This is a genomic window from Sphingobacterium faecium (genome assembly GCF_003054045.1).
In the GTDB taxonomy this organism is placed as follows: domain Bacteria; phylum Bacteroidota; class Bacteroidia; order Sphingobacteriales; family Sphingobacteriaceae; genus Sphingobacterium; species Sphingobacterium faecium.
Genome location: NZ_QBKH01000002.1, coordinates 849,439 through 875,654, shown reverse-complemented (window position 1 = coordinate 875,654; position 26,216 = coordinate 849,439). Strand labels below are relative to the sequence as shown.

At 36.6% G+C, this 26,216-nt stretch carries 24 protein-coding genes and 1 tRNA gene; 23 read left to right on the top strand and 2 right to left on the bottom strand.

All coding sequences use genetic code 11. The annotated features are described in order from the left end of the window. Positions 1 to 31 precede the first annotated feature (31 nt). The 9 genes from C8N37_RS07935 (at position 32) to C8N37_RS07890 (ending at position 9,002) form a co-directional block, all read left to right on the top strand. Positions 32 to 102, top strand: a tRNA-Gln gene (locus C8N37_RS07935). Between the two features lie 840 nt (positions 103 to 942). Then, positions 943 to 1,899 carry a ribose-phosphate pyrophosphokinase gene (locus C8N37_RS07925; protein WP_045753802.1) on the top strand — a complete coding sequence of 319 codons (957 nt, stop codon included), beginning with the start codon at positions 943 to 945 and terminating at the stop codon, positions 1,897 to 1,899. Positions 1,900 to 2,040: 141 nt separating this feature from the next. Further along, positions 2,041 to 2,637, top strand: coding sequence for a 50S ribosomal protein L25/general stress protein Ctc (locus C8N37_RS07920; RefSeq protein WP_108158379.1), 597 nt, complete (start codon positions 2,041 to 2,043; stop codon positions 2,635 to 2,637). A gap of 178 nt (positions 2,638 to 2,815) precedes the next feature. After that, entirely contained in the window at positions 2,816 to 3,670 is an 855-nt protein-coding gene (locus C8N37_RS07915) for a substrate-binding domain-containing protein (protein WP_108158378.1), read from the top strand. Between the two features lie 8 nt (positions 3,671 to 3,678). Next, a complete protein-coding gene (gene pstC, locus C8N37_RS07910; RefSeq protein ID WP_108158377.1) occupies positions 3,679 to 4,569 on the top strand; it encodes a phosphate ABC transporter permease subunit PstC in 891 nt (296 codons plus the stop codon). After that, complete coding sequence (pstA, locus tag C8N37_RS07905) at positions 4,559 to 5,416, top strand: phosphate ABC transporter permease PstA (RefSeq protein ID WP_108158445.1); 858 nt, start codon at positions 4,559 to 4,561, stop codon at positions 5,414 to 5,416. Before pstC ends, pstA begins: the two co-directional genes overlap by 11 nt. After that, positions 5,406 to 6,152, top strand: a complete 747-nt coding sequence (gene pstB, locus C8N37_RS07900) for a phosphate ABC transporter ATP-binding protein PstB (protein ID WP_108158376.1) — start codon at positions 5,406 to 5,408, stop codon at positions 6,150 to 6,152. The genes pstA and pstB overlap by 11 nt, the downstream gene beginning before the upstream one ends. Positions 6,153 to 6,248: 96 nt before the next feature. Further along, entirely contained in the window at positions 6,249 to 6,812 is a 564-nt protein-coding gene (gene pth / locus C8N37_RS07895) for an aminoacyl-tRNA hydrolase (protein WP_045753797.1), read from the top strand. 153 nt (positions 6,813 to 6,965) lie between these two features. Next, on the top strand, positions 6,966 to 9,002 hold the full coding sequence (locus tag C8N37_RS07890) for a beta-N-acetylhexosaminidase (protein WP_108158375.1): 2,037 nt from the start codon (positions 6,966 to 6,968) through the stop codon (positions 9,000 to 9,002). Between the two features lie 83 nt (positions 9,003 to 9,085). Here C8N37_RS07890 and C8N37_RS07885 read toward each other — a convergent pair whose 3' ends face one another. Together C8N37_RS07885 and C8N37_RS07880 are read right to left on the bottom strand one after the other, a co-directional pair. Further along, positions 9,086 to 10,831, bottom strand: a complete 1,746-nt coding sequence (locus tag C8N37_RS07885) for a M56 family metallopeptidase (protein ID WP_108158374.1) — start codon at positions 10,829 to 10,831, stop codon at positions 9,086 to 9,088. Positions 10,832 to 10,833: 2 nt separating this feature from the next. Then, on the bottom strand, positions 10,834 to 11,199 hold the full coding sequence (locus tag C8N37_RS07880) for a BlaI/MecI/CopY family transcriptional regulator (RefSeq protein ID WP_108158373.1): 366 nt from the start codon (positions 11,197 to 11,199) through the stop codon (positions 10,834 to 10,836). 391 nt (positions 11,200 to 11,590) lie between these two features. On the opposite strand from C8N37_RS07880, the gene C8N37_RS07875 reads away from it, so the two are divergent. From C8N37_RS07875 to C8N37_RS07810, 14 genes are all read left to right on the top strand, one after another. Then, on the top strand, positions 11,591 to 12,496 hold the full coding sequence (locus tag C8N37_RS07875; RefSeq protein ID WP_108158372.1) for a LysR substrate-binding domain-containing protein: 906 nt from the start codon (positions 11,591 to 11,593) through the stop codon (positions 12,494 to 12,496). Positions 12,497 to 12,576: 80 nt separating this feature from the next. Further along, positions 12,577 to 13,557 (top strand): c-type cytochrome, encoded by a 981-nt coding sequence (locus C8N37_RS07870; protein WP_108158371.1) that lies wholly within the window; start codon positions 12,577 to 12,579, stop codon positions 13,555 to 13,557. A 3-nt stretch (positions 13,558 to 13,560) separates the two neighbouring features. Further along, entirely contained in the window at positions 13,561 to 14,028 is a 468-nt protein-coding gene (locus C8N37_RS07865) for a DsrE family protein (protein ID WP_108158370.1), read from the top strand. 13 nt (positions 14,029 to 14,041) lie between these two features. Beyond that, complete coding sequence (locus C8N37_RS07860) at positions 14,042 to 14,953, top strand: molybdate ABC transporter substrate-binding protein (RefSeq protein ID WP_108158369.1); 912 nt, start codon at positions 14,042 to 14,044, stop codon at positions 14,951 to 14,953. Positions 14,954 to 15,271: 318 nt separating this feature from the next. Next, positions 15,272 to 16,558 carry a citrate synthase gene (locus C8N37_RS07855; RefSeq protein WP_108158368.1) on the top strand — a complete coding sequence of 429 codons (1,287 nt, stop codon included), beginning with the start codon at positions 15,272 to 15,274 and terminating at the stop codon, positions 16,556 to 16,558. A 169-nt stretch (positions 16,559 to 16,727) separates the two neighbouring features. After that, on the top strand, positions 16,728 to 17,801 hold the full coding sequence (locus tag C8N37_RS07850; protein WP_108158367.1) for a complex I subunit 1/NuoH family protein: 1,074 nt from the start codon (positions 16,728 to 16,730) through the stop codon (positions 17,799 to 17,801). A gap of 15 nt (positions 17,802 to 17,816) precedes the next feature. Next, positions 17,817 to 18,380: a NuoI/complex I 23 kDa subunit family protein gene (locus tag C8N37_RS07845; protein ID WP_108158366.1), complete on the top strand. Its 564-nt coding sequence runs from the start codon at positions 17,817 to 17,819 to the stop codon at positions 18,378 to 18,380. Further along, on the top strand, positions 18,380 to 18,928 hold the full coding sequence (locus tag C8N37_RS07840; RefSeq protein WP_108158365.1) for an NADH-quinone oxidoreductase subunit J family protein: 549 nt from the start codon (positions 18,380 to 18,382) through the stop codon (positions 18,926 to 18,928). Before C8N37_RS07845 ends, C8N37_RS07840 begins: the two co-directional genes overlap by 1 nt. Beyond that, a complete protein-coding gene (gene nuoK / locus C8N37_RS07835; protein WP_108158364.1) occupies positions 18,925 to 19,230 on the top strand; it encodes an NADH-quinone oxidoreductase subunit NuoK in 306 nt (101 codons plus the stop codon). The genes C8N37_RS07840 and nuoK overlap by 4 nt, the downstream gene beginning before the upstream one ends. A gap of 2 nt (positions 19,231 to 19,232) precedes the next feature. After that, entirely contained in the window at positions 19,233 to 21,275 is a 2,043-nt protein-coding gene (locus C8N37_RS07830) for an NADH-quinone oxidoreductase subunit 5 family protein (protein ID WP_108158363.1), read from the top strand. Between the two features lie 3 nt (positions 21,276 to 21,278). Then, complete coding sequence (locus C8N37_RS07825; protein WP_108158362.1) at positions 21,279 to 22,880, top strand: complex I subunit 4 family protein; 1,602 nt, start codon at positions 21,279 to 21,281, stop codon at positions 22,878 to 22,880. A gap of 4 nt (positions 22,881 to 22,884) precedes the next feature. Continuing rightward, on the top strand, positions 22,885 to 24,375 hold the full coding sequence (locus C8N37_RS07820; RefSeq protein ID WP_108158361.1) for an NADH-quinone oxidoreductase subunit N: 1,491 nt from the start codon (positions 22,885 to 22,887) through the stop codon (positions 24,373 to 24,375). A 167-nt stretch (positions 24,376 to 24,542) separates the two neighbouring features. Further along, positions 24,543 to 25,148, top strand: a complete 606-nt coding sequence (locus C8N37_RS07815) for a DUF4254 domain-containing protein (RefSeq protein ID WP_108158360.1) — start codon at positions 24,543 to 24,545, stop codon at positions 25,146 to 25,148. Next, a complete protein-coding gene (locus C8N37_RS07810; RefSeq protein ID WP_244914362.1) occupies positions 25,148 to 26,173 on the top strand; it encodes a glycosyltransferase family 9 protein in 1,026 nt (341 codons plus the stop codon). Before C8N37_RS07815 ends, C8N37_RS07810 begins: the two co-directional genes overlap by 1 nt. The last annotated feature ends 43 nt before the right edge of the window (positions 26,174 to 26,216 follow it).

Genomic DNA, 26,216 nt, shown 5'->3' with positions numbered 1-26,216 from the left:
GCTTCCATAGTGTTACTCTTTTGAGCATGTTTGCCCGATAGTATAAGGGTAGTACGACAGTTTTTGGTACTGTTTGTCTTGGTTCGAATCCAGGTCGGGCAACATTTAAAAAGGCTTACTTCGGTAAGCCTTTTTTCGTTTTAACATTTTTGAAAATTGATAGCCCCCCAACTTATTCACAAAACAATTCTCCATATATTCCTAATAAGTAACCGCTTTCATTACTTATCACCCTCCTTAAAATTTATAGGAGCAATTTGTATTCACATTGCTATTCTTAGTTGATTTATACTTCGTTAATAAATACAGGCTCAAACTTGTCGAAAGAAGTATATTTAAAGTGCTGCAATATATTGCCTGAGAGCATAACTATCCATCATATAGCATGCGATCGAATCCATACATAACTTACGCTTCACAGACGGAACATGACTTATCTTTTTTATTAAAAAATACTTCCAAATAATTATAACAATAGGATAACCTCATGTGGATTCTATCCGATATATAATGTACAGGGAGTGAAAATTTATATAGGTATGATTTTGTCGATTGAAACTATGTTTCGGCACAACTCAATCAGTACGGAAGTGGGTCATATACTTTTTTATGCTCATAATGAGGCAGTATTTAAATTTTTGATATTTTTTTTCGATTGAGATTTTGAAATTAAAAACATTTATCTAACTTTGCACCATCGAAAGGATAAGGGCGGTTGCAACATCAAACAAATCTTTAAGATAGATTGCTCGATAGTATAAGGGTAGTACGACAGTTTTTGGTACTGTTTGTCTTGGTTCGAATCCAGGTCGAGCAACTTTAAAAAAGAAAGAAATGGATTGTTATCAAAAACAATCCTTTTTTTTTAAGTCATTAGAAAGTAATTGGCAACATACAAACAGAAAATTCTATTCTAATCCACTATATCAAAAATAAAAAACCATGCCTTTGCAATTCAACACGGTTAAGTTATTCGCCGGTTCTGGCACTACAGAATTAGCAGAAAAAATCGCTTCTTCCTATGGGAAACCTCTTGGAGATAAAACGTTAGCTCGTTTTAGCGATGGAGAAATCCAGCCTTTTTACAATGAGTCTGTTCGTGGTAGCGACGTATTTATCGTTCAATCGACCAATCAGCCAACAGATAATTTATTTGAATTATTGTTGATGATTGATGCTGCAAAGCGTGCTTCAGCACATTACATTACTGCAGTGGTTCCTTATTTTGGTTTTGCACGTCAAGATCGTAAAGACAAACCTCGTGTGGCTATCGGTGCGAAAATGATTGCAAATTTAATTACTGCTGCAGGTGCACACCGCATCATGACCATGGATCTACACGCTGCTCAAATCCAAGGCTTCTTCGATATCCCTGTTGATCACTTAGATGGTTCAATTATCTTTGTCCCTTACATCAAATCACTGAATCTTCCTAACTTGACGATTGCATCTCCAGACATGGGTGGTTCTTACCGCGCTCGTACATTTGCAAAATTCTTTAATGCAGAAGTGATCATCTGTGACAAACGTCGTAAACGTGCTAATGAAATTGAGTCGATGTCTATCATTGGCGATGTAACTGGTCAGGACGTAGTTTTGATCGATGACATTTGCGATACAGCTGGCACATTATCAAAAGCGGCGGCATTGATTATGGAAAGTGGAGCCAAATCTGTTAGAGCGGTTTGTACACATGCTGTATTATCAGGTAAAGCATACGAAACTATTGAAAATTCGGTATTATCAGAAATGATTGTTACAGATACGATTCAATTAGATCCAGAAAAAATGAAACTTTCCACCAAAATCAGAGTGTTATCTACTGCTGAATTATTTGGAAAAGCAATTAAAAATGTGAATCAACATGGTTCAATTTCTGATTTATTCGAAGTAGAATAGTCAGTCATCTGATCATTAATCATATAATAGAACCTTTCTCTTTGTGGAGAAAGGTTTTTTTTATTTAAAATAATAGTTCCCAATCTATTATTATTCAAAAAAATACATATCTTTGCACCTCAAAATTTAATTAAATTAAAGATGAAATCAATTGCTATTAGCGGTTCTGTAAGACAGAGCGTAGGGAAAAGAGATGCAAAAGAATTGCGTTACCAAGGTAATGTTCCTGCAGTTCTTTATGGTGGTACTACACAAACTCACCTTTCTGTATCCGCAGCTGATTTGAAAGCAGTTCTTTACACTCCAGAGGTTGTATTCGTAGAATTAAACCTTGATGGAAAAACTGTAAAGGCTATCGTTCAAGACGCTCAATTCCACCCATTAACTGACTTAGTTACTCACATTGACTTTTTAGAGTTAAATGACGAGAAAGAAGTTACAATAAATATCCCTGTAAAATTAACTGGAACTTCTCCAGGTGTTAAATTAGGGGGTAAATTAGTTCAAAAACTACGTAAATTACGTGTTAAAGCTTTACCTGGTGACTTACCTCAAGAAATTGAAGTTCCTATGGAATCTTTGGAAGTTGGTAAATCTTTCCGCGTTGCTCAAGTAGTTTTAGAAAACGCTAAAGTATTAAACAATTCTGACGATACTATCGTATCTGTTATTATGTCACGTGCTTTACGTCAAGCAGAACAAGAAGCTGCGAAAGCAACTAAAGGTGGTAAAAAATAATCTTTCGAGATTAATTAAACAGCTTATAAAAGGCATCGAATTATCGATGCCTTTTTTTGTTAAGAAAAGTTTAGGGAATTAATTATTAACACCTTCTTAATATTAGCTTCATGACGAATTAACAGTGTATCATTACTTTTGAGAACATCTTTAAGTCTCGACTTGTTTTATAAAAGTAATGAAAAAGCACATTTTTGGATATCCTCAGATATTCTTGTACTCCATCCTTGTTTTGACTCAAAGTTGCGCTGATGCTGATCATGCCATCAAAATGAAAGGTTCAGACACTGAGGTCAATTTAGCCGTAAATCTTGCAGAAGAATTTTCAAAAGAGAACGCTGATTTTAGTATTGCCATCTCCGGAGGAGGTTCTGGTCTGGGGATCACGGCTCTACTCAATGGGCAAGCTGACATTGCTAATTCCTCGCGTCCGTTAACTGAAGACGAAATAAACCTATTTAAACAGAAGAACATTCCTTTACGAACTGTTGTCTTTGCCGAGGATGCAACCGCATTTGTCGTCAATAAAGATAATCCGCTTGATTCCATCAAGTTAATAGATCTAGCAGAAATTTTAGACGGAACTCAAGATTCATGGTCAAAATTAGTAAACAATAAATTACCGATTACCATCTATGGCAGACAAAGTAGCTCTGGAACATATTCTTTTGTCAAAAAAAAATTAAAGATTACTTTCAGTCAGTCTGCTAAAGAAATGACAGGTAATTCCCAAATTTTGGAAAGTGTAAAATTGGATAAATCCGGTATCGGATATGTCGGTGCAGGTTATATCTCGCAAAACACCAATGTCCAACAAGGTATCAAGGTTTTAAAAATTATTGATAAAACGAATACGGCAGTTTCTCCATTGGATCAAGAGGCGATTCGTCAAAATCGCTATTATTTCCAGCGTCCATTATTCCAATTTATTCCCGAAAAGTCTTGGAAGAAGGTAGAGCCCTTTATTTCATTTGAAAAAAATGCTAAGGGCAAGAATCTAATCGAAGCATCAGGGTATTATGTTATTCACTAATATAGGTTATGAAGTATAAAAATAGAATTTTAATTGACCGTGTTGCACAACATACCTTTAAGCTTACAGGATACCTGGTATTGGCACTTCTTGGTGGAATCTTTGGCATGCTATTATATAATGCCATCTCTTTCTTTTTGGAAGTTAAACCCTTGGATTTCCTAACCGGTCGCGAATGGAATCCTACAGCTGCTACTCCAACCTACGGTATCTTACCCCTGATCGTTAGTACGACAATCGTTGCATTTGGAGCTATGGTAATCGCTATTCCTCTGGGCATTGGAACAGCAGCTTACATTTCAGAATATGCAAGTCCAAAGGTCAAAAACATATTAAAACCTTTAATTGAGATGTTGGCTGCAATACCATCTGTTGTCATCGGCTTCCTAGGCATCGTATTGGTCGGACCTAAGATCGCAGAACTTACGGATTTACCTAATGGATTGAATGCTTTAAATGGCTCTTTATTACTTGCTATCATGGCATTGCCTACTATTATTACCATATCTGAGGATGCCATACATGCTATTCCCAAAACCTATCGAGAAGGAAGTTATGCTTTAGGTGCAAATAAATGGGAAACATTAATTAAAATCACAATTCCTGCCGCTGCTCCAGGCATCATAGCGGCTGTTATGTTGGGACTAGGGCGTGCTATCGGCGAAACGATGACGGTACTGATGGCAACAGGAAACGCAGCACTTTTTCCACAAGACTTTTTTGACTCGGTCAAAACCATCACAGCAACTATTGCCATTGAAATGGGCGAAGTACCTTATCAGACGACACATTACTTTGCTTTATTTGCTATTGCGATCGTCTTATTCTTTATGACTTTAATTGCCAATTTGGTTGGTGAATATTTTATTAATCGTTTTAGAAAATATCATGCGGCTTAATTTTAAAAAAATAACTCCTGTTATTGAATGGGGCTCCCTACTCCTCTCGACAGGATTGGTATGCTTTTTCTTAGTTGTCATCCTCTACGAAATTTTTTCAAAGGGATGGTCTTCCCTCTCCTGGTCTTTCATCAGTGAATTACCTACAGATGGCATGACAAAGGGGGGCGTACTCTCCCCTATTATTGGAACTGTTATTTTAACGTTGATCACAGCTCTATTTTCTATTCCATTTGGTGTTTGCTGTGCTATTTATTTAAATGAGTACGCTAAGAACACCTGGTTGACACGTACTATCAGAGCTTCGATCCGTAATCTATCGGGTGTTCCCTCTATTATTTATGGTTTATTCGGATTAGCATTATTTGTGCAAGGTTTACATTTGGGAACTTCACTCCTATCTGCAGGATTGACATTGGGTCTTTTATCACTACCTTATATCATCACCACAACAGAAGAAGCATTACTCCGTATTCCTGCGAGTATGAGAGAGGCTGCTCTTGCTGTAGGAGCGACAAAATTTGAATCCATTAAAGATGTTGTTTTACCGGCATCATTACCTGGTATATTAACGGGTGTTGTACTGACATTATCTCGGGCTGCAGGAGAAACAGCTCCTATTTTATTTACAGGTGTTGCATTTTATATCACAGATGTTTCTGTCAATACCAGTCAAGAGTTTATGGCTTTACCGTACCATCTTTACATGCTATCGACGCAACATCAATCTATTGAAGAAGTTCGTCCATTAGCTTATGGAACAGCACTTGTTCTGATCATGGTGGTTTTCTTAATGAATTTAACCGCTTTCTACATTCGTTATAAATACAGAAAAAATGACCAATAATTTATATACCAAAGACCTGAATATCTGGTTTGGTTCTAAACATGTTTTAAAGGGAATTGATATTGAATTTCCTGAAAAAAAAGTCACTGCTTTAATTGGCCCTTCTGGATGCGGCAAAAGTACTTTGCTGCGATCGTTTAATCGTATGCACGACCTGGTGCCAGATGCCAGAATTGAAGGAATGGTAAGTATTGACGGTCAGAATATCTACCAAAAAGGGATATCTGTGACGGATATCCGCAAAAGAATCGGTATGGTTTTCCAAAAGGCAAATCCATTCCCAAAAAGTATACAGGAAAATATCGCCTACGGATTAAAGTTGAATAATTTAGATGCAAGCCCTGCTGTGATTCAAAAGGCTTTGGAGGAGGTATATCTTTGGGATGAAGTGAAAGATGATCTTAAGAAACCAGCAACCCGATTATCCGGCGGACAACAACAACGTTTATGTATCGCCCGTGCAGTTGCACTTCGACCTGATGTTATTTTAATGGATGAACCCTGCTCGGCTTTAGATCCGATTAGTACGTTGAAAATTGAAGAACTGATCCATCAGTTAAAGGATCAATATACCATTGTCATCGTTACTCATAATATGCAACAGGCACAGCGTGTCGCTGATAAAACGATCTTTATGTACCTGGGTGAAGTCAAAGAAGAGGGTGCTACGATCGATATCTTTAACAATCCGCAGCACGAGATCACGAAAAACTACATTAACGGTCACTTTGGATAAGGAGTCAGGTAATCGTTGTTATTTTACCAGTTAAAGCATAGCATGTCTATTGTATTTGAAAAGGTTTCCTTACTTTTGCAGGCTAAGTATTAAACAATGAATTATCTTATCGTAGGATTAGGCAATATCGGAAGAGAATATGCCGACACGCGTCATAATATTGGTTTCATGGTTGCTGATCAACTGGTGAAAGAGGCCAATGCTTCTTTTTCAACGTTAAAACTGGCTGCCTACTCCGAGTTCAAGCAGCGTGGACATAACGTGTATGTGATCAAACCCACGACTTATATGAATTTAAGTGGTAAGGCCATGAATTATTACATGCAATTGCTGAAGGTACCTATCGAAAATACATTAGTGATTGTCGACGATCTGGCTATTCCATTTGGTTCATTACGAATTAAACCTAAAGGTTCGGCTGCGGGGCATAATGGATTAAAATCAATTGAAGCTTTATGCGGCGGACAAGCTTATCCTCGTCTCCGTTTTGGAATTGGTGATAATTATCCAAAAGGCAGGCAAATTGATTATGTCTTAGGTCCATTTGATCCTGAGGAACAAAAAGAACTTCCACGCCTGATCGACCACGCAGTAAAAATGATCCATAGTTTTGTCCATATCGGGATTGAGCTGACGATGACAAATTTAAATACAAAATAAAGAAGGAAGCCGTTAAACAGATTAACGGCTTCCTTCTTTATGAGGCCGCCATCCCAAAAAAGCGCAAACGTTTGATATCGAAAAGCGTCATTTTAAGTTAAAATGATTTTCTACCTTTAAAGGAACTAATATCAATCAAAAACCGAATAAAGCATGTTTTATATCAAAAAAACAAAGCAAAAATGTCTTTCCATTATAGCCATTTTATTGCTTTCGTATCAACTAGAAGCACAGGAATCACGCTTTGCGATCATACCCAAACCTAGCGAGATGATTGCACAAAATGGCGAGTTTTCTTTAAATCCCCAGACGCTGATCTACATAAATAAGGAAAATCGTTCTGAAATACAGGAATTTGTAAAATTGATTAAAACCGCAACAGGATTTGATCTTAAAATCGAACAGGAAAATGCCCGTAAAAAAGGAATTCACTTTGTTCTTGATCAGCAATTAAAAAACGTACCGCAAGAAGGGTACACATTGGATATTAAATCGGATAACATCATTGTTAAAGCTAGCTCTGCGACTGGTCTGTACTATGCGACACAAACGTTGAGGCAACTGTTACCTAGTACAATTGAAAAGCAAACTATCGTTCAAAATAGCAGATGGACTGTTCCAAATGCATCGATAACAGACGCTCCGAGATACCATTGGCGCGGATATATGCAGGATGCAAGCCGTACATTTTATAGTGTAGATGTGATCAAAAAATACTTGGATGTCATGGCGCTCTACAAGATGAATACTTTCCACTGGCACTTGACTGATGATCAAGGCTGGCGCATTGAAATCAAAAAGTATCCCAAATTAACATCCGAGAAAGCGACTGTTTTCCACCACACCACCCATCAACCTGCCGAACGCAGCGGATTCTACACGCAGGAACAAATTAAAGAGGTAGTTGCTTATGCCAAAGCACGCCACATCACGATTGTCCCTGAAATTGATGTACCCGGACACTCTTGGCCTACTATTTTGGTATATCCGGAATTGGGAGTTAATCAGAACAGTTACCCTAATCATGTGTTTCCATTTGTTTCTTCATGGGGATATTGGGGCAATCAATTTACTCCCAACACATTAGATCCCACTAAAGAAATTGTTTACCAATTTCTTGACGATGTGTTTACTGAGGTTGTAGGACTATTTCCTGGACAATACATTCACTTTGGTGGTGATGAAGTTCGCCACGATCTGTGGGAAAAGGAACCTCATGTCACGGATTTCATGAAAAAAAATAATCTTAAAACAGTTACCGAATTACAGAGTTATTTTGTCAAGCGTGTATCTCATATCATCAGCAGCAAAGGCCGAAAACCAATGGGATGGAATGATATTCTGGTGGATGCTAAAAATCTACCGAAAGAAACTGCTATCATGAGTTGGTTAGGTGCAGATGCTATTAAGCAAGCTGTGAAAAATGGATTTGAAAGCGTGGCAACTCCTACGGCGCCTATGTATTTTGATATCACACAAGCTGACCGGGATGATGGGACAATGAGCGATCTAGCTTATGGCAATATCAATACCATAGCACGTGTTTATCAATATGACCCCAGTCAGGGTCTCAGTCCAGAAGAGGAAAAGCTGGTTTTAGGTGTGCAAGCAAATCAATGGACAGCTCTTCCACAAGAGGTGAAGGATATGAATGTACAAAATTTCCCTCGGTTACTTGCTGTTGCTGAAACAGGATGGACAGCTCAAAGTAAAAAAGACTTTAGTGATTTTTCTCTTCGTTTGGATCAACATTATGATCGATTGGATGAACTGAAAGTTGATTATTATAAAAGCGGGGGATATACTGTAGCAAAATGGAGTCCCGCTACAGTTACTGAGCAGTTTAAAGAAATGACAATTGATGTTACTAAAAAGGTGTATACTACAGGCCGCGTGCAAGCTGGTTTCTTTTTTACAGGTGGAAAAAACTTTTTAGAGATCGATGGTGTCGAACTATTGGAGAATGGAAAAGTCATCGCCGTAGATGATCACCATGCATTAGCTGATAAATTTAGAGGTACCAATAAAATCAAGCCTTTTTTCTACAATTTTGAAGTTAAACAATACCATCCAAATGCAACATATATAATTAGGGCTCTAGTCAGAAGTGTTGGCGGTACGGATTCAAATGGAAATTTTACATTCAATCTGAGTCCCTATCAACCTTTTACCGTATCTGAACCAAGATAAAAGTCTGAAAAAAACTAAAAAAGCTCTAAAATTAAAAATTTTAGAGCTTTTTTAGTTTTTTTAATCTTATGATGAAGGCCATTCTATTTTTTAATACCAATAATAGTGATCTCATCCATTTGAGATTCAGGTATAGTTTTTACCGAATCGTGGTTATTTTTCACTTTAATGCTGACTCCCTTAATTGTTTTTCCGTTATCACTTTTTAATGTAGTCGAATTTCCGGAGGTTTCCTTTTTTGTTGTTACGATAATGACGCCATTTTCTGCTTTGGCTCCATAAAGCGCAGTTGCAGAAGCATCTTTTAAAACTTCTATACTTTCGATATGATCAGGTTGAATTGAACTTATTTCACCCTCATAGATTTTTCCATCAACTAGATATAAGGGGTCATTAGCCAATCTATCTCTTTTATGAATAGTAATCCTTGGTGAGGTGGTGCTTACGACAGTTGCAGAAGCTCTTTCCTTAATTTCAATTCCGTCATTTTTATTCTTCAAGCTACTAGTAGATTCTGAGGCTGTTGGTGCTAAAGATTTATCCGCAGAAGAGTGGGTCTCCAATTCAATCACACCATCCTTTCCTCTTTCCCCATATTTAGATGTCGCACCACTCCCTTGGAGTACAGTCATTTGCTTAATCTCATATGGATCTAAACCATTAAGATCATCAAGCTGAGTTTCTTTTCCATCTACAAAAAATAACATTCCCTTCGGTAAGGTTTTATTACCGAATAGCCGTATGGTTTTGGCACCCGTTCCTTCAGTTATTTTAAAAGAAGCATCTACTATTTCACTTCCTCTGGTAACAGTATCGGTGTTTACCTTAAAACCGATTACTTTTCCTTTTAATGTATCTGGCTTGGTATCGATTTCTTTCTCTATCGTTTCAACAGGTTTTTGAACCTCTGATACGACAGGTGCCAAAGTCATTTCCTTAGCCGCATCTACCGCTTCTGTAATCTTCGCTTCAGCTTTATTTAAAGTAAATGCTGCGGCAGTTAATACAAATACAGGAAGCATAAAAGCATATTTGCTCATTTGTATTTTTGCTGATCGTTTTTTATTCATCATCATAATCCTTCTTTTTAAGGCTTTAAAACTAAATTGATTCCCTAATGTAGCAGCACCCCCACTACTGTTGACACGCAACAGGCTATATTGATATGCTTGTTTATCGACTCCATGGTTAAGTACTTGTTGGTCTGTCAAAAATTCTAAATTTTCACGTATCCCTTTCCGCATCAACCAGACTAAAGGATTGAACCAGCTACTGATTAAAGTAAATTCGCTGATCAAAATATCAATAGAGTGCAGACCTTTAACATGGATATCTTCGTGTTTAAAAATATCCAATAATTCAGGTTCGTCATGATGGTCTCGATTGACATAGATTTTATTCAGAAATGAAAAAGGAACAATAGGTATAAAAACATTTCTAAAAAGATAAGATTGCCATTGTGCAGGTTCCGAATAGATATGAATGCGCAACAAACTGATCATCTGGATCAAAAACCGTATGAATAAAACAGCAAGACCTATACCCAATATGATAATCAATATGTTATTTAAAGTGAAAAATGATTGCTCAACATCTTGATCCAAAAACATGGACCAATCCATCGCGATCTCCCCAACGGATGGAATGGGTTTACTAAACCAAGATTGTATGTCAAGAAACGGATATACAAATGAAAAGACAATACCTGTCAACAAGTAAACCCGATTGAGCATGTAAAATGTTAGGTTTTTTAATAAAAATGCATAACCTAAGTAGACAACAGTAAGTAATACATTAATTTGAATAGCATAATTTAGGATATTTTCCATACTTATTCGCTTTTGTTATCTTTAATCATCTGCATGATTTCTTCCAATTCAGATGCAGAAAGTTTTTCTTCTTTTACAAAGAATGACACCATCTCTTTGTATGAATTCTTGAAATAATCTCCAACAAAGGAGTGCATAAATTTTTCCTTGTAATCTTCTTCAGAAATAATGGGCTCATATCGATTGGCATTTGCATATTTAACAGATTTGACGAATCCCTTTTTTTCTAAATTTTTAACTGTAGAAGCCAATGTGGTGTAAGGCATTTTCTCTCCTTTGATATTATCTAAAATCTCCTTCACGAAACATGCCTTAAGATTCCAAATTGCTTGCATCGCTTGTTCTTCTTGTGCTGTTAACTTTTCCATATCTGATTATTAAACTACTAATTATACACAAGTCTACGAATAAATCGTAACAAACAAAAGAAATATTTTATTTTTTTCTTTCGATAGTCACATTCAGCCACTTGTCCCCTATAAAAGTAAAACAAAAAATACTTGCAGGCTTTCAGCTTACAGGGCTGTCATATACCCTATTTGTGCAAGCAAGATTTAGGCGTACTCCAGCGTAATCATCCGACAACAAAAGAAGGATGTGACATAAACTTTTGCCAGATTTAATGTGCATAAAAGATACATTTGTTAGTAATAAACCTCTTATAAAGCTCTTCGCTATTGTGACAATATTGTTAATCCATGAATTCGCATCTATTTTTTTATAGATTTGGAGCAATACATGACATCACAATAAGGCTATATGGATTTCGATTTTAGACTAAAAGTATTTTATGTTGCAGCTCATACACTCAACTTCACCAAAGCGGCATCGGAACTGTTCATTTCTCAGCCTGCAGTGAGTAAAAATATTCAAGAAATTGAAAATTCAATAGGTACTGCCCTATTTGAAAGGTTAGGAAATCGACTAGCACTTACTCCTGCTGGAAAAATCCTCTATCATCATGCACAAATTATTTTGGAACAATATAATCTGGCGACATATCAAATCAACGAAATCATTGGAAAGGAAAATGGAAATCTTTTACTCGGCATAAGTACGACTATATCCCAGTATGTCATACCTAAAATGCTAGTAGCATTTAATCAGCATTTTCCACAAAATGAAATTAAGGTGATCCAGGCAAATTCAAAACGTGTTGAACAGTTGCTTATAAAAAATGAGATTCATCTAGGTATTACAGAAGGATTGCCCGATAATAGATCGTTAAAATTTATTCCTTATATCAAAGATGAAATTGTTTTGGTCACCAGATGCAATAATATGATATGCAATGACGATAAATATGTGCTTAACGATATCTACAAACTAGCTCTCGTCTTTAGAGAGGCTGGTTCTGGTACGCGCGATATTATTGATCGGAAATTGAAAGAAGCAGGAGTTTCTATACAACACCTTCATACAGAAATTACGTTATCTTCTTCTGAAAGTATAAAGCGTTATCTCAAATATAGCCATGCTGCAGCATTTTTATCCATTCATGCGATTCAGGAAGAACTTAAAAATGGTGAACTCAAAATTATAGAATTTGATAATTTTTGTATAGAACGCTATTTCTATATCACACATCTTGTCGGCGGCTTAACCGGTCTACCTATTAAATTTATGAACTTTATACAGCAGCATAAAGGTAAAATCTACTCATAACCATATGTTATGAGTAATAATAATTTTGAATTATAGTGTTGCTTTCGATTCAGCTACTTTTGTTTTAAACCCAAGTATGAATGGAAGAGGAAATAAAAAAAATTAGGAGAAGTAGTAGTACCATTATGGTGATCACGAGTATATTAGTATGCTTTATCATTTTATTTGCTTACATGACAAATGCTCTGCCTGATAAGTCTTCTCCCAAAGAGCATAAAAGTGAAGAAATGATCACACATGTGGATCAATTAAAACGAAGTCCCTATGAGCAAACTAACGAAGATAAGATGGCAAGTTATGGGGAAAAGTTGATTCGGGAGACTTACAATTATTTTTATGAGAAAAATGGAACAAAAATCGGTAATCATTTAGCTTGTACCAATTGTCATCTTAATGGTGGCACAAAATCATTTGCTGCACCTTACGTTGGTCTAACGGGTGTTTTCCCTATTTACATCGGAAGAGAAGATAAAATAGAATCGTTAGAAGAACGTATCAATGGTTGTTTTGAACGCAGTATGAATGGCCATGCTATTGATGTCAACAGTACTGAAATGAGATCCATCATTACCTATATCAAACATATCAGTAAAAACACACCTATTGGAAAAAGAATTGCTGGTCAGGGATTTGTGAAAGTCATCATTCCAGAACGGGCCGCCAATCAAAAAATTGGTGCAGCCGTCTTTCAACAACAATGTCAGAGTTGTCATGGCGCAAATGGAGAAGGTCAAAAACATACAGATAGTAAGGGTTATCAATATCCACCCTTATGGGGTGATGATTCCTATAACGATGGTGCGGGAATGGCACGTGTGTTGACGGCAATGAAATTTATAAAGGGGAATATGCCTTTAGGTACTACACATGACAATCCCATCTTAACAGATGAGGAGGCATATGATGTAGCAGCATATATCAATTCTTTTTCGAGACCTATCAAAGCAAATAAAGAAAAAGACTATCCCAATTTAGCTAAGAAACCAAAGGACTCTCCTTACCCACCCTACAACGACAAAATTAGTGCAATACAACATAAATTTGGACCTTTTAATTTTTAAAGAATGAATAAAACGATGATGATCATGATCATTTCGCTACTAAGTGTAGGGAAATTATCCGCTCAGACCCCAGAGGAATTGACTAAAAATGCTTCATTTCAGGGAGCTATTGCCGAAAAGAAAGCTTATCATACGATCTATCAATTGGATAGTAACGATCCTAAAACGATCGAAAAAGCGATCCGAAATATCAATAATGCCTTAGATGACCCGAGATTAAAAGGTAAATTAACCGTAGAACTCATTACTTTCTCAGGAGGAACTGAGGCTTTTCTAAAAAGCGCGTCTAAATATGAGGAGCAATTCAAAAAACTAATTGCCCGAGGCGTTATTGTAGCACAATGTACCAATTCGCTAAAGGAAAGAAACCTGACGAAAGAACAGCTTTTTGACTTTATCGGTTATGTCCCGAGTGGCAACGGTGAATTGATCATCAGAGCTCATCAAGGATGGAATATTGTTAAACCATAATTAAGGACAACACATGAAAATATGCATTGAAACACTTCTTGCTTTTCTGCTAGGAATAGCATTTACGTATGCCCAAGATCATCCATTTCATCCACCATGGAATACACCTCCTGAATCTGCAGTAAATTTTACGATTCCAGGAGTTGATAATATTCCTGATCTATACGGTGAAATCGAAAATCCACAATTGGTTATTTTCTTTGCAGGAAATCAGTTTATGGTTATTGACGATCTCATCAAAACGTTTAAAAAGGAATACCCACAGTATGAACGGATTTTTGTAGAAACACTTCCTCCTGGAATTTTAGCTAAACAAATACAGGGTGGATCCTTAACAATTGGTAATTTGAAGATCACACACACTGCTGATATCTATACGGCTGGTCAAAGACGGATCACAGAAATGCCAAACTACTTCGATCACACCATTACATATGCGACAAATAAACTGACCCTTATGGTTCCTAAAGGAAATCCAAAAAACATCAAGTCTTTAACAGATCTGAAACGCAAAGATGTTCGCATCAGTATGCCAAATCCAGCATGGGAAGGGGTTGGAGAACAAATCAAAACGGCTTATCGGAAAGCAGGCGGAGAAGAACTCATTCATGCTGTCATGGAAGAAAAAGTAGCCGATAAATCAACTTACCTCACTAAAATACATCATCGGGAAAGTCCTTTGAGAATACTAGAGGGACAAGCTGACGTGGCTCCAGTATGGTACTCTGAAGCCTACTTTCAAAAGATAAAAAATCATCCAGTAGAAAGTATTGCTATTCCAGATCATGAAAATATAACAGCAAAATACATGGCTGGTAAATTAAAAAAATCAAAAAATAAGCAGGCCGCAACTGATTTTATGACTTATCTACAGTCATCATCGGCTAAAAATATCTATAAAAAATATGGTTTTCAAGTGGATTAAAGTTTCAAGATTTTTGAACTCAAATTTTATTGTAAAGGAATAATAAATATTCTCTACAGCGTTTAAAAATAATTTTTAAATGCGTTATTTTAAGGCCTTATGGTTAGCATATATTATGCTTGAAAAATTAGATTTTTAACCTCTTTATCAATCAAAAACTTTTGGATAAACAAATGGCAGTTATGAGTAATAACTGCCATTTTTAATTAAAATTAAAGTCAAAAACGTACAGATTATGGCATTATTATTACGAAAATCTAGTATATTAGCTATCAATTTTATTACATTTGCATAAACACATGATAACATAAGAAGCTTATGTCTGAAACAGCATCTATTATTTTAAATGGTTCGTCATACGAATTTCCAGTTGTTACTGGTACAGAAAACGAAAAAGCAGTTGACATCTCGAAATTGAGAGATCAATCTGGATATATTACTTTAGATCCAGGTTTTAAAAACACAGGAGCAGCGAAAAGTGCAATTACTTTCCTAGACGGTGAAACCGGTATTTTGAGATACCGCGGATATCCTATCGAACAATTAGCTGAAAAATCAACTTTCTTAGAAGTTGCTTATCTATTGATATATGGAGATCTTCCAACAAAAGCAGTTTTAGAACAATTCCGCACGGATATCAAATCACAAATGATGATCCATGAAGACATGAAAAACTTCTTTGCAGGTTTTCCATCAAAATCTCATCCAATGGGACAATTATCATGTCTTGTTGGTGCTTTATCGGCATTCTATCCAGAATCTTTAGATCCTAACCCTACACCAGAAGAAGAAGATAAAACAATCATCAATTTATTGGCAAAAATGCCGACTATTGTTTCTTGGATTCAGAAGAAATCTTTAGGTCATCCCGTTGTCTATCCTAAAACTAATTTAGGCTATATCGACAATTTCTTAAATATGATCTTTGGAGAAGTCAATCAAGATAAGACTTTTGATCCTGTTGTCATTGATGCAATGCATAAATTGTTGATTTTACATGCTGACCACGAACAAAACTGTTCGACTTCTACGGTACGTATCGTAGGTTCTTCAAATGCAAATTTATACGCTTCGGTTTCTGCTGGTATCAATGCGCTTTGGGGCCCATTACACGGTGGTGCTAATCAAGCGGTCATCGAAATGCTGGAAGCAATCAAAAATGATGGTGGCGATGCAGAAAAATATTTAGCAAAAGCAAAAGATAAAAATGATCCTTTCCGTTTAATGGGATTTGGTCACCGCGTTTACAAAAATTTCGATCCTCGTGCTAAAATTATTAAAAAAGCATGTGATGATATTCTAGAAAAATTAGGTGTGAATGATCCTGTTTTAGATATCGCGAAAAAATTGGAAGAAGCTGCATTAAACGATCAATACTTTATTGACAGAAAATTATATCCAAACGTCGATTTCTATTCAGGAATTATTTATCGCGCATTAGGATTTAATTCGGAAATGTTTACCGTATTATTTGCATTAGGTCGTCTCCCAGGATGGATCGCACAATGGAAAGAAATGCGTGAAAACAAAGAGCCGATCGGTCGTCCAAGACAAGTTTACACAGGACAAACAGAACGTAATTATGTTGAAATTACACAACGTTAATCATTAAAATATTTCTATAAAAAAGCATCTTTTAAGATGCTTTTTTTGTTTCTAAAAACAAATGTCTATTAAACCAGTATATAATTTGTTTTTCCTGCTCTTAATTCATACCTTTTACTTAAATTTGCCTACTAGAATTTCACTTATTCATAATCATTACAAATAAGACTTGTTAGATTTATTTATCCATATCCTTGTTCCTGTCGCTATATTCACGTTTATAGCGATCTTCACGTTGTTTGCAGTATATGCTGAACGTAAAATAGCTGGGTTTGTTCAAGACAGACTTGGTCCTATGGAAACTGGAAAATATGGTTCTCTCCAAACCATTGCTGATATCTTAAAACTGCTACAAAAGGAATTAATCACTCCACTCTTAGCCGATAAAATTTTATTCCGTCTGGCCCCGATCATTATTTTCGTGGCCGTTTTCACGGGGTTTTCTGTTATGCCTTGGTCACAAGATTTTATTCCCGTCAATACACATACGGGTTTATTCCTTATTATGGCCATTGTATCCATTGATGCTATCGGGATTTTAATGGCAGGTTGGGGTTCCAATAATAAATTCTCATTACTGGGTTCGATGCGTGCCATTGCACAAATGGTCTCCTATGAAATCCCTGTTGGCTTATCATTGATCGCTGCGGTCATGCTGACACAAACGTTAAACTTAAATGATATCGCAACCAATCAAGGAGTATTGGCAACAGAAGAAATCAAATTTTTAGGTGTCTGGTCAATTAAAAACGTTGGTGGAATATTCGCTTGGAATATCTTTCAGGCTCCACATATGATCGTCACATACATCATCTTTTTTATCGCTACATTGGCAGAATGTAATCGTGCTCCATTTGATATACCCGAAGCAGAATCAGAATTAGTAGGTGGTTTTCACACCGAATATGGAGGGATACAATTTGCATTCTTATTCTTAGCTGAATATGCGATGATGTTTTTGGTATCTATGTTAGGGGTGGTCATCTTCTTAGGGGCTTGGAACACTCCTTTACCTAATATGGGCGCATTGAAGCTTGCCAATTGGACAACAGGCTTTGCTTGGGGAATATTTTGGACATTTTCAAAATCGCTTTTTTTAGTTGGTGTGCAGATGTGGATCCGCTGGACATTACCGCGTTTACGTGCGGACCAATTGATGAATTTATGCTGGAAAGTATTAACACCACTAGCATTTCTATGTATGGCAATCTCTGCAATCTGGAGAATTTTAGTAATTGTTTAATTTGGTTAAATTGATATGATATTCAAAACGGCTTTTCATGCATTAACGACTGCTTTCAAAGGATTATCTCTGACAGTAAAGCATCTATTTGGTGCTCGTAAGGCGCGTCAAGAACTGGATATTACAAAAGATAATTATTTTGACAAGCAGGATGGTATTGCGACAGTTCAATATCCCAAAGTCAAAATGCCGATTCCTGAAGTTGCTCGCTATCAACTTGAAGTTGAAATTGACGATTGTATCGTCTGTGATTTATGTGCTAAAGCATGTCCGGTCGACTGTATTGCAATTGAAGCAATCAAATCGCCGGAAGCGATAGGGAAAACTTCTGATGGTAGTATCAAACGATTATATCCGGCTAAGTTTGATATTGACATGGCTAAATGCATGTACTGTGGATTGTGTACCGTGGTATGTCCAACAGAATGTATTGTTATGACCAATCAATATGATCGCAGTTCGACAAAGCTGACGGATTTAATTTATGGATTTTCGGATATGACAGATGATCAGGTAGCACAAAGAAAATCGGAATGGACTAAATTTCAAGCTGAAAAGGAGGCGGCAAAATCAAAATAATGAATGTAGACCTTTTTTTATTTTATGCTTTTGCAACTCTAGCTATCGGTTCAGCTTTATTGGTGGTGAGTTTAAAAAATATAGCAAGAGCCCTATTTTTATTTTTTGTAGTATTATTCGCTATGGCAGGTCTTTACTTATTTGCCTTAGCCGATTTTGTCGCTATTACACAAATCATGGTATATGTTGGAGGCGTACTCATCTTATTGCTATTCGCCTTTATGCTTTCTAATAAAGAATTGCTCAACGATTTACAACAGACTACCGGATCTTTGTTTTCCCTGCCTACCTGGAAAGTACTTCCTTTGATCTTGTTTTTTTTAGGAATTATGATTTACGGCATCATAGAATGGCAACAGTCCACTCCGGCATGGATGACGACAGCTATCCAAAATAATACCGTTATCAAAAGCACAGATAATAATATCCATCAATTGGGTATTAAATTTATGACTCAATATGTACTGCCTTTTGAAGTGATATCCATCTTTTTGATGATGGCTTTAATAGGTGCATCACATTTATCACGAAAGGATTTACAAAAATGATCACCTTAACACACTTTTTAGTTGTTTCAGCTTTTATCTTTTGTATCGGCCTGTATGCTGTATTAGCAAAAAAGAATGCTATTATGATTTTAGTGGGCATTGAGTTGATGATCAATGCTGCCATTCTCAATTTTGTTGCTTTTGGTAAGTATGATAAAATCAATTATGGTGGGCAGATCTTTGCCTTATTTGCAATTGTATTGGCTGCAGCTGCGGTTGCGGTTGGGTTAGCTATTATTCTCAACGTATACCGCTATTACAAAACCGTTAATCCGGATCAAATTCGGGAATTAAAAGATTAGCATTGGACTTTTTATTAAACATATCGCCTATTTGTACTGCATTTTTAACTGTGGTCATCCCTTTATTGGCTTTTTTATATCAAGCTATTGTTGGTAAAAAAGACCAATCAGGTCTCGTTGGGACGTTAGCGATTATATTCAGTTTTGTCTTGAGCTTACTGACATTTCTTGATGTATGGAATGCCATGCCCTTATCCTCTGAAATCACCTGGTTTAAAATAGGCAACACGACATTTACGGTTGGTATATTGCTGAATAACCTCAGTTCGCTGATGCTGCTTCTGGTTTCCACCATAGCAGTTCCTGTTCATATTTATTCGAAATCCTACATGCACGGCGATGCAGGTATACACCGTTATTGGATGTATCTCAGTTTATTCTGTTTCGCAATGCTTGGACTTGTCATCATGAACAACTTACTGCTCATGTACGTATTTTGGGAACTTGTTGGCTTTGCATCCTATTTATTGATTGGATTCTGGTATACGAAAGATGCCGCCGTACAAGCCAATAAAAAAGCTTTTTTAGTCAACAGAATCGGGGATTTGGGATTCTTAATTGGTATAGCCATTGTCTACTCACAATTTGGCACTTTAAATCTCGTCACATTATTTGGAAATGATGGTTTGATTGCGAACACAAGTGTAGAAAATGGGTTATGGATATCACCACACAATAGTATGGATGCGATCTGGTTAACGGTAACTGGAATTTCATTTTTCTTAGGGGCTATGGCAAAATCAGCGCAGTTCCCTCTTCATGTTTGGTTGCCCGATGCCATGGAGGGCCCCACCTCTGTTTCTTCATTAATACACGCAGCTACTATGGTTGCTGCTGGAGTATTTTTAATGAGTACCTTATTTCCTTTGTTTAATGATACTGTACTTTTGATCATAGCTATCATTGGTACGACAACCGCTACTATTGCAGCATACTTTGCTTTGGCACAATATGACATCAAAAAAATATTAGCCTTTTCTACAATTTCACAATTGGGCTATATGATGGTGGGTATTGGTATCGGCACTTGGGATGCGGCCATGTTTCACTTATTGACTCATGCTTTCTTCAAGTGTTTATTGTTTTTATGTGCAGGAGCTGTCATCCATGAGATGGCACATCTAAAAGCACATAGTAAACAAGATTTTGATCCGCAAGATCTACGTAATATGGGAGGACTACGTCATTATATGCCTCAAACATTTATTTTAATGACCATTGCTTCATTAGCACTCGCAGGATTCCCACTTACTTCAGGTTATTTATCCAAAGACAGTATTATTATTTCTGCTTTCGAATGGGCATCAGCAAAAGGTCCCATGTTTCAGATCGTACCGATCACTTTGATTATCGTCAGTATCATGACAGCATTTTATATTGGACGTCTCCTCTTTAAAGCCTTCTTTTCGGAGTTACGTATTAAAAGTTTATTGGGCTCATCTGTTGATTTGAACGAATCTCCAAAATTGATGCTTTGGCCCATGTATTTCTTAGGAATTTGCTGTGTGTTCCCACTCTTTTCATTCAACCCTATTTCCTACCACGATGCATGGGTTATGGATGGATTACTTGTACAGTATCCCTATGAAACCAATCATACAGCACATCTCGTTATCCCAATGATATTGACTGTTGGTGCATTATCGGTATGGGTATTGGCTTGGAGATGGTATGCTCAAGGACAATATCCATTGCATGCAAACAGTCTTGCTAATCGAATATCTTTAAATCAGGGATATCTCAATATTTTTAATGAGAAAATTATTGTCAACAGTGTATTGAATTTAAGTAAGTTATCTTATTGGATAGATCGCCATATTGTTGATGGTTTCATCCATATATTTATAAATTTTATTCAGCAAATAGCTCTTTTGAGTCATTGGTTGGATAAAAATATCGTTGATGGCCTTGTTAATACTTTTGGGAAAATCGCACTTCTCTTAGGAAATTTTGCACGGTCAACGCAGAATGGAAAACTACAGACCTATTTATATTCTGTGTTTTTACTTGTTATAGTTGGTTTAGTTTATCTTTTATTACGTTAGAAAATGCCTACACTATCCTTATTAATCTTTTTACCTCTTCTAGCCACAGCGATCATATTGGCGCTTCCTAGTCGATTCAAAGATGTTTATAAATACATTGCCCTTGCTATAACTGCTGTACAGCTTGTTCTGGCAGGAATGGCTTATTTCTCCTTTAACCCTACTTCCACTGGTATCAATACATTAGCAGGGTATCAATTGGTCGAACAGCTACCCTGGATCCGATTGGATTTGGGCACTATTGGAAAATTAGAAATTGATTACTTATTGGGTGTCGATGGTATATCAATGCCCTTATTGGTATTAAGTACATTTGTCATGTTAATGGCTATTGGTGCCTCTTGGAATATGAAGAAAAGCCTGAAGGGGTACTTTGCCTTATTGATGTTATTGAATATGGCGGTGATCGGGATCTTTTGTGCTTTGGATTTCTTCTTATTTTACCTCTTCTATGAAGTGATGCTACTGCCTCTGTATTTCTTAATTGGTATATGGGGTGGAGAACGACGAGAATATGCTGCGATGAAATTCTTCATCTATACCTTATTTGGTTCTGTATTTATGCTTTTGGTTATTGTTGGTCTTTATTTTTCTGTCATTAATCCACTAACAGGTGCTCATACATTTAGTATGATTCATATGATGAATCCAGATAACTACGTCGCTGGTTCTATATTCGCACTTGACGGTTATCAAGAAATATTTGGTATATCTGCCCGCTTAATTGGTTTTATCGTACTTTTCTTTGCTTTTGCCATCAAAGTCCCCATTGTCCCGCTACATACTTGGTTGCCTGATGCCCATGTGGAAGCTCCAACACCGGTATCGATCATATTAGCAGGTATTTTATTAAAAATTGGTGGATACGGTATCATACGCGTTTGCTTCAGCATTTTCCCTGATGCTGCTGCTCAAAGTAACTGGTGGCTTGGTCTCATCGGTGTCATTTCTATTTTATATGGAGCTTTTAATGCTTTAGCGCAAAAAGATTTAAAGCGATTGATCGCTTATTCTTCCGTGTCGCATATGGGTTTTGTATTACTGGGCTTGGCATCTTTTACTGCAGAGGGTATTTCTGGAGCGATGTTCCAAATGATCAGCCATGGTTTTCTATCTGCTGCTTTATTCTTTTTAGTCGGTGTGATTTATGACCGTGTGCATGATCGATACATTCCACATTTTAGAGGATTGGCTACTATTATGCCTAAGTATACCGCTTATGTTGCGATCGCATTTTTTGCTTCATTAGGTCTACCTGGATTTTCGGCATTTATAGCAGAAGCATTTGTTATTATTGGTACATTTAATTCTGCTAGTCTAGGTACTGGTCTTCCAAGATGGATGGCTATAGCGGGTTCTGTTGGTATACTGATGAGTGCTGCTTATCTATTATGGACCCTGCAACGTATGTTTTTTGGACAAACAAGGCTGAAAGGTGGTGACTCTTGGAATACGGCTCTGGTAGACTTAACAGGACGAGAGCAACTCATCCTATTTCCCACATTAGCACTCGCATTGATTTTGGGGATATGCCCATTTATTGTATTTGATCAAATGAACGCCTCGGTTATCAATTTGGTTGCATTTATTCAACAGTATAACTAAGAACATGTCAGCATTTGCTTCATCCATTTCGTCAATCTTAGATCATATCATTTCAAGTATTCCCCTTTTCAAGCCGGAGCTTACTTTAATGATTGCTTTTGTATGCAGTATCATTTGCAGTTTGTTTGTAGACAAAATATGGAAATTCAGTTCCTTTATCATTACGATAACCGGCTTACTCATTAGTCTATATTTCCTCTTGGGTCAGCATCAGTTATTCATTGGTCAATCTGGATTTTTTGAAATGATCAAAATTGATCAATTATCGATTCTATCTCGAATCATCATATCGATATCAACATTATGCATAACGTTTTTCATACAACAGCGTTTTTCAAACCAAATTCGTCCAATTGGAGATCTATATGCAGTCTTGATCACAGCGACCTTAGGATTGCATCTATTGACTCTAAGCAGCAATTGGTTGTTGATCTTTATCGCTATAGAAACCGTATCAATTAGTTCTTACGTCATGGTAGGATACTTTTCCAAAACGAAGTTTGAGGCTGAAGCAGCAATGAAATATGTCCTTTTCGGTTCCATCTGTGCTGCAGTGATGTTATATGGATTATCCCTGATATACGGTTTCACGGGAAACTTAAATTTCGACTCTTCGCAACATATACAAGGACTTATTGAAGCTCCTAAAATCATGTGCAGCATGGCATTTCTATTTTTGCTTACTGGCATTGGCTTTAAGTTGAGTTTTGCTCCTTTTCATGTATGGAGCCCCGATGTATATCAAGGCGCTCCGACTCCGATCACTGCTTATTTATCAACTGTTCCTAAAATCGGCGCCCTAGTTCTTTTATCACGTTTATTGGCAAGCTGGACAGATAGTCCATTCTATTATTCTGAGTTTCTAACCACGATCACCATCATCATTGCTATTGCCACGATGCTGATCGGAAATTTAGCCGCCTTAAAACAAAAAGATATGAAAAGAATGATGGCCTATTCTTCTATTGGTCATACCGGTATATTGTTAATGGTAGCCCTCGTCTATGTCCAGCATGATATCGATGTCCTATTATTCTATTTAACGATTTATGCTTTGATGAATATCGCCGTTTTCTTATTCATTGATCAATTGGAACAGGGCATTGGCAGCACCAAAATTGAATCCTATGCCGGTTTGGGTAAAAAACACCCGCTCCTATTTGTATGTTTTTCAATACTCTTGATTTCTTTGATCGGATTACCTCCAACTGCTGGTTTTATCGGAAAACTTCTGGTATTCTCCAAGGTTTTCGAACAATACCAAGTTGTAAATGAAGTGTCCTTACTCGTCTTACTTATAGTAGGTGCACTAACATCGGTGATATCATTATTCTATTATTTTAAAATTCCATTACAAGCATTTTTAAGAGAAAATCAAACAGTTGTAGACTTACCAAAATTCAATATATTTCTAATCTCTATAGCTGTTTCCATTAGTATTATAGTTGTGATACTCGGTATTTATCCAAGTTTACTACTGAATTTCTTAAAATAAGTTCGCTCTTTCATTTATCATGATATCCTTGACACTATAATTCTAGATGACAGGGGAGAGCAAAACAATCATCAGTAGTTATGAACAGAGATTCTAATGAATAAATTTGTTTTTATATATGACGCAATTAAGATTGTAAATAAAACAAATTTATCTAAGTTTGTAGTATGATAAGTGCATTAGCTAACACTATTTTTCAACGTGCAATCGCAGATTATCACGTTGAAAACGAAATTGATCAAATCATTCAGAATCCGTTTGAATCGTCGTCATTAGAACATTTACTCTTCATGAAATGTTGGATTGATACGGTGCAATGGCATATGGAAGATGTAGTCAGAAATCCAGAAATAGATCCTAAAGAGGGTTTATACTGGAAAAGAAGAATTGATGAGTCGAATCAACACCGCACAGATACAGTAGAATATATAGATAGTTATTATCTCTTAAAGTTTCAACATATTACTCCAAACGAAGATGCTAAAATCAACACGGAAAGTCCAGCTTGGGCCATAGACCGCTTGTCGATACTTGCATTGAAAATCTACCATATGGAGCAAGAAACATTACGTCAAGATGTTGAACAAAGTCATATCGATGCATGTCAAATTAAACTGAATGTATTATTGGAACAACGCATTGATTTGTCACAAAGTATTGATGAATTGCTTTCGGATATTCAAGCAGGAAAAAAATATATGAAGGTCTACAAACAGATGAAAATGTATAATGACCCGAGTTTAAATCCGATATTATATCAGGCAGCTAAATAATGGCTTTACCTTCAAAAATAATTGTTACACGCTTTTCTGCCATGGGAGATGTTGCCATGGTTGCTTCTGTGTTGAAAGAATTTGCAAAGCAATATCCAACAGTCTCCATCATTATGGTCAGTCGTCCGCTTTTTCAAGCCTTTTTTGAAGGAATACCCAATATCAAATTTCATAGTTTTTATCCCAAGGAAAAACATAAGGGATTAAAAGGGATTATAGCCCTGAAGAAAGAATTAGCATTGGAAGATGCTGATGCTGTTGCAGATCTACATTTTAATTTAAGGTCCAGAATTTTGTCCACGCTTTTAAAGTTCTCTGGCTTACAGGTAAAGCAATTGGATAAAGGGCGTAAAGAGAAAAAGGAATTGACTCGCTTTCCGAACAAGATTCTGAAACCTTTGAAGCCCACTGTTGAACGCTATGCGGATGTATTTCGGCAATTGGGTTTTCAATTTGTACTTCAAAATAAATTAATACCAAATCAATTGCCATTACCCAATCTAGCACATGCTCTGTTTGCTAACGATCAGAGTAAAAAAATTGGGATCGCTCCATTTGCACAACACCCCTATAAAGTTTTCCCTTTAGCAAAAATGCAAGAGGTAATTCGTTACTTATCGCACAATAATGTGGATGTGTATGTATTTGGAGGAGGTAAAACTGAGCAGACACAAGCAGAAAAATGGCAGGTATTATATCCCAATGTGCATAGTACGATCGGTCGCTTCAAACTCAAGGAAGAATTATCCATTATCTCTAATTTAGATTTAATGATCAGCATGGATTCGTCCGGAATGCATATGGCCTCTTTAATGGGCGTACGTTGCTTATCAATATGGGGGGCAACTCATCCTTTTGCTGGATTTCTAGGATATGGGCAAACGCTATCAGATTGCATACAAGTTGAACATCCAAATAGGCCCAATTCTGTTTATGGAAATAAATCCTGCTCATGTGATGGAACTGAAGCGATCGACTTGGTCTCATCCGAAATGGTTATTACTAGTATCAATCAAATTATCTAGATAAAGGGAGTCAAAGGTTATATCATAATAAACAATTTAGTGA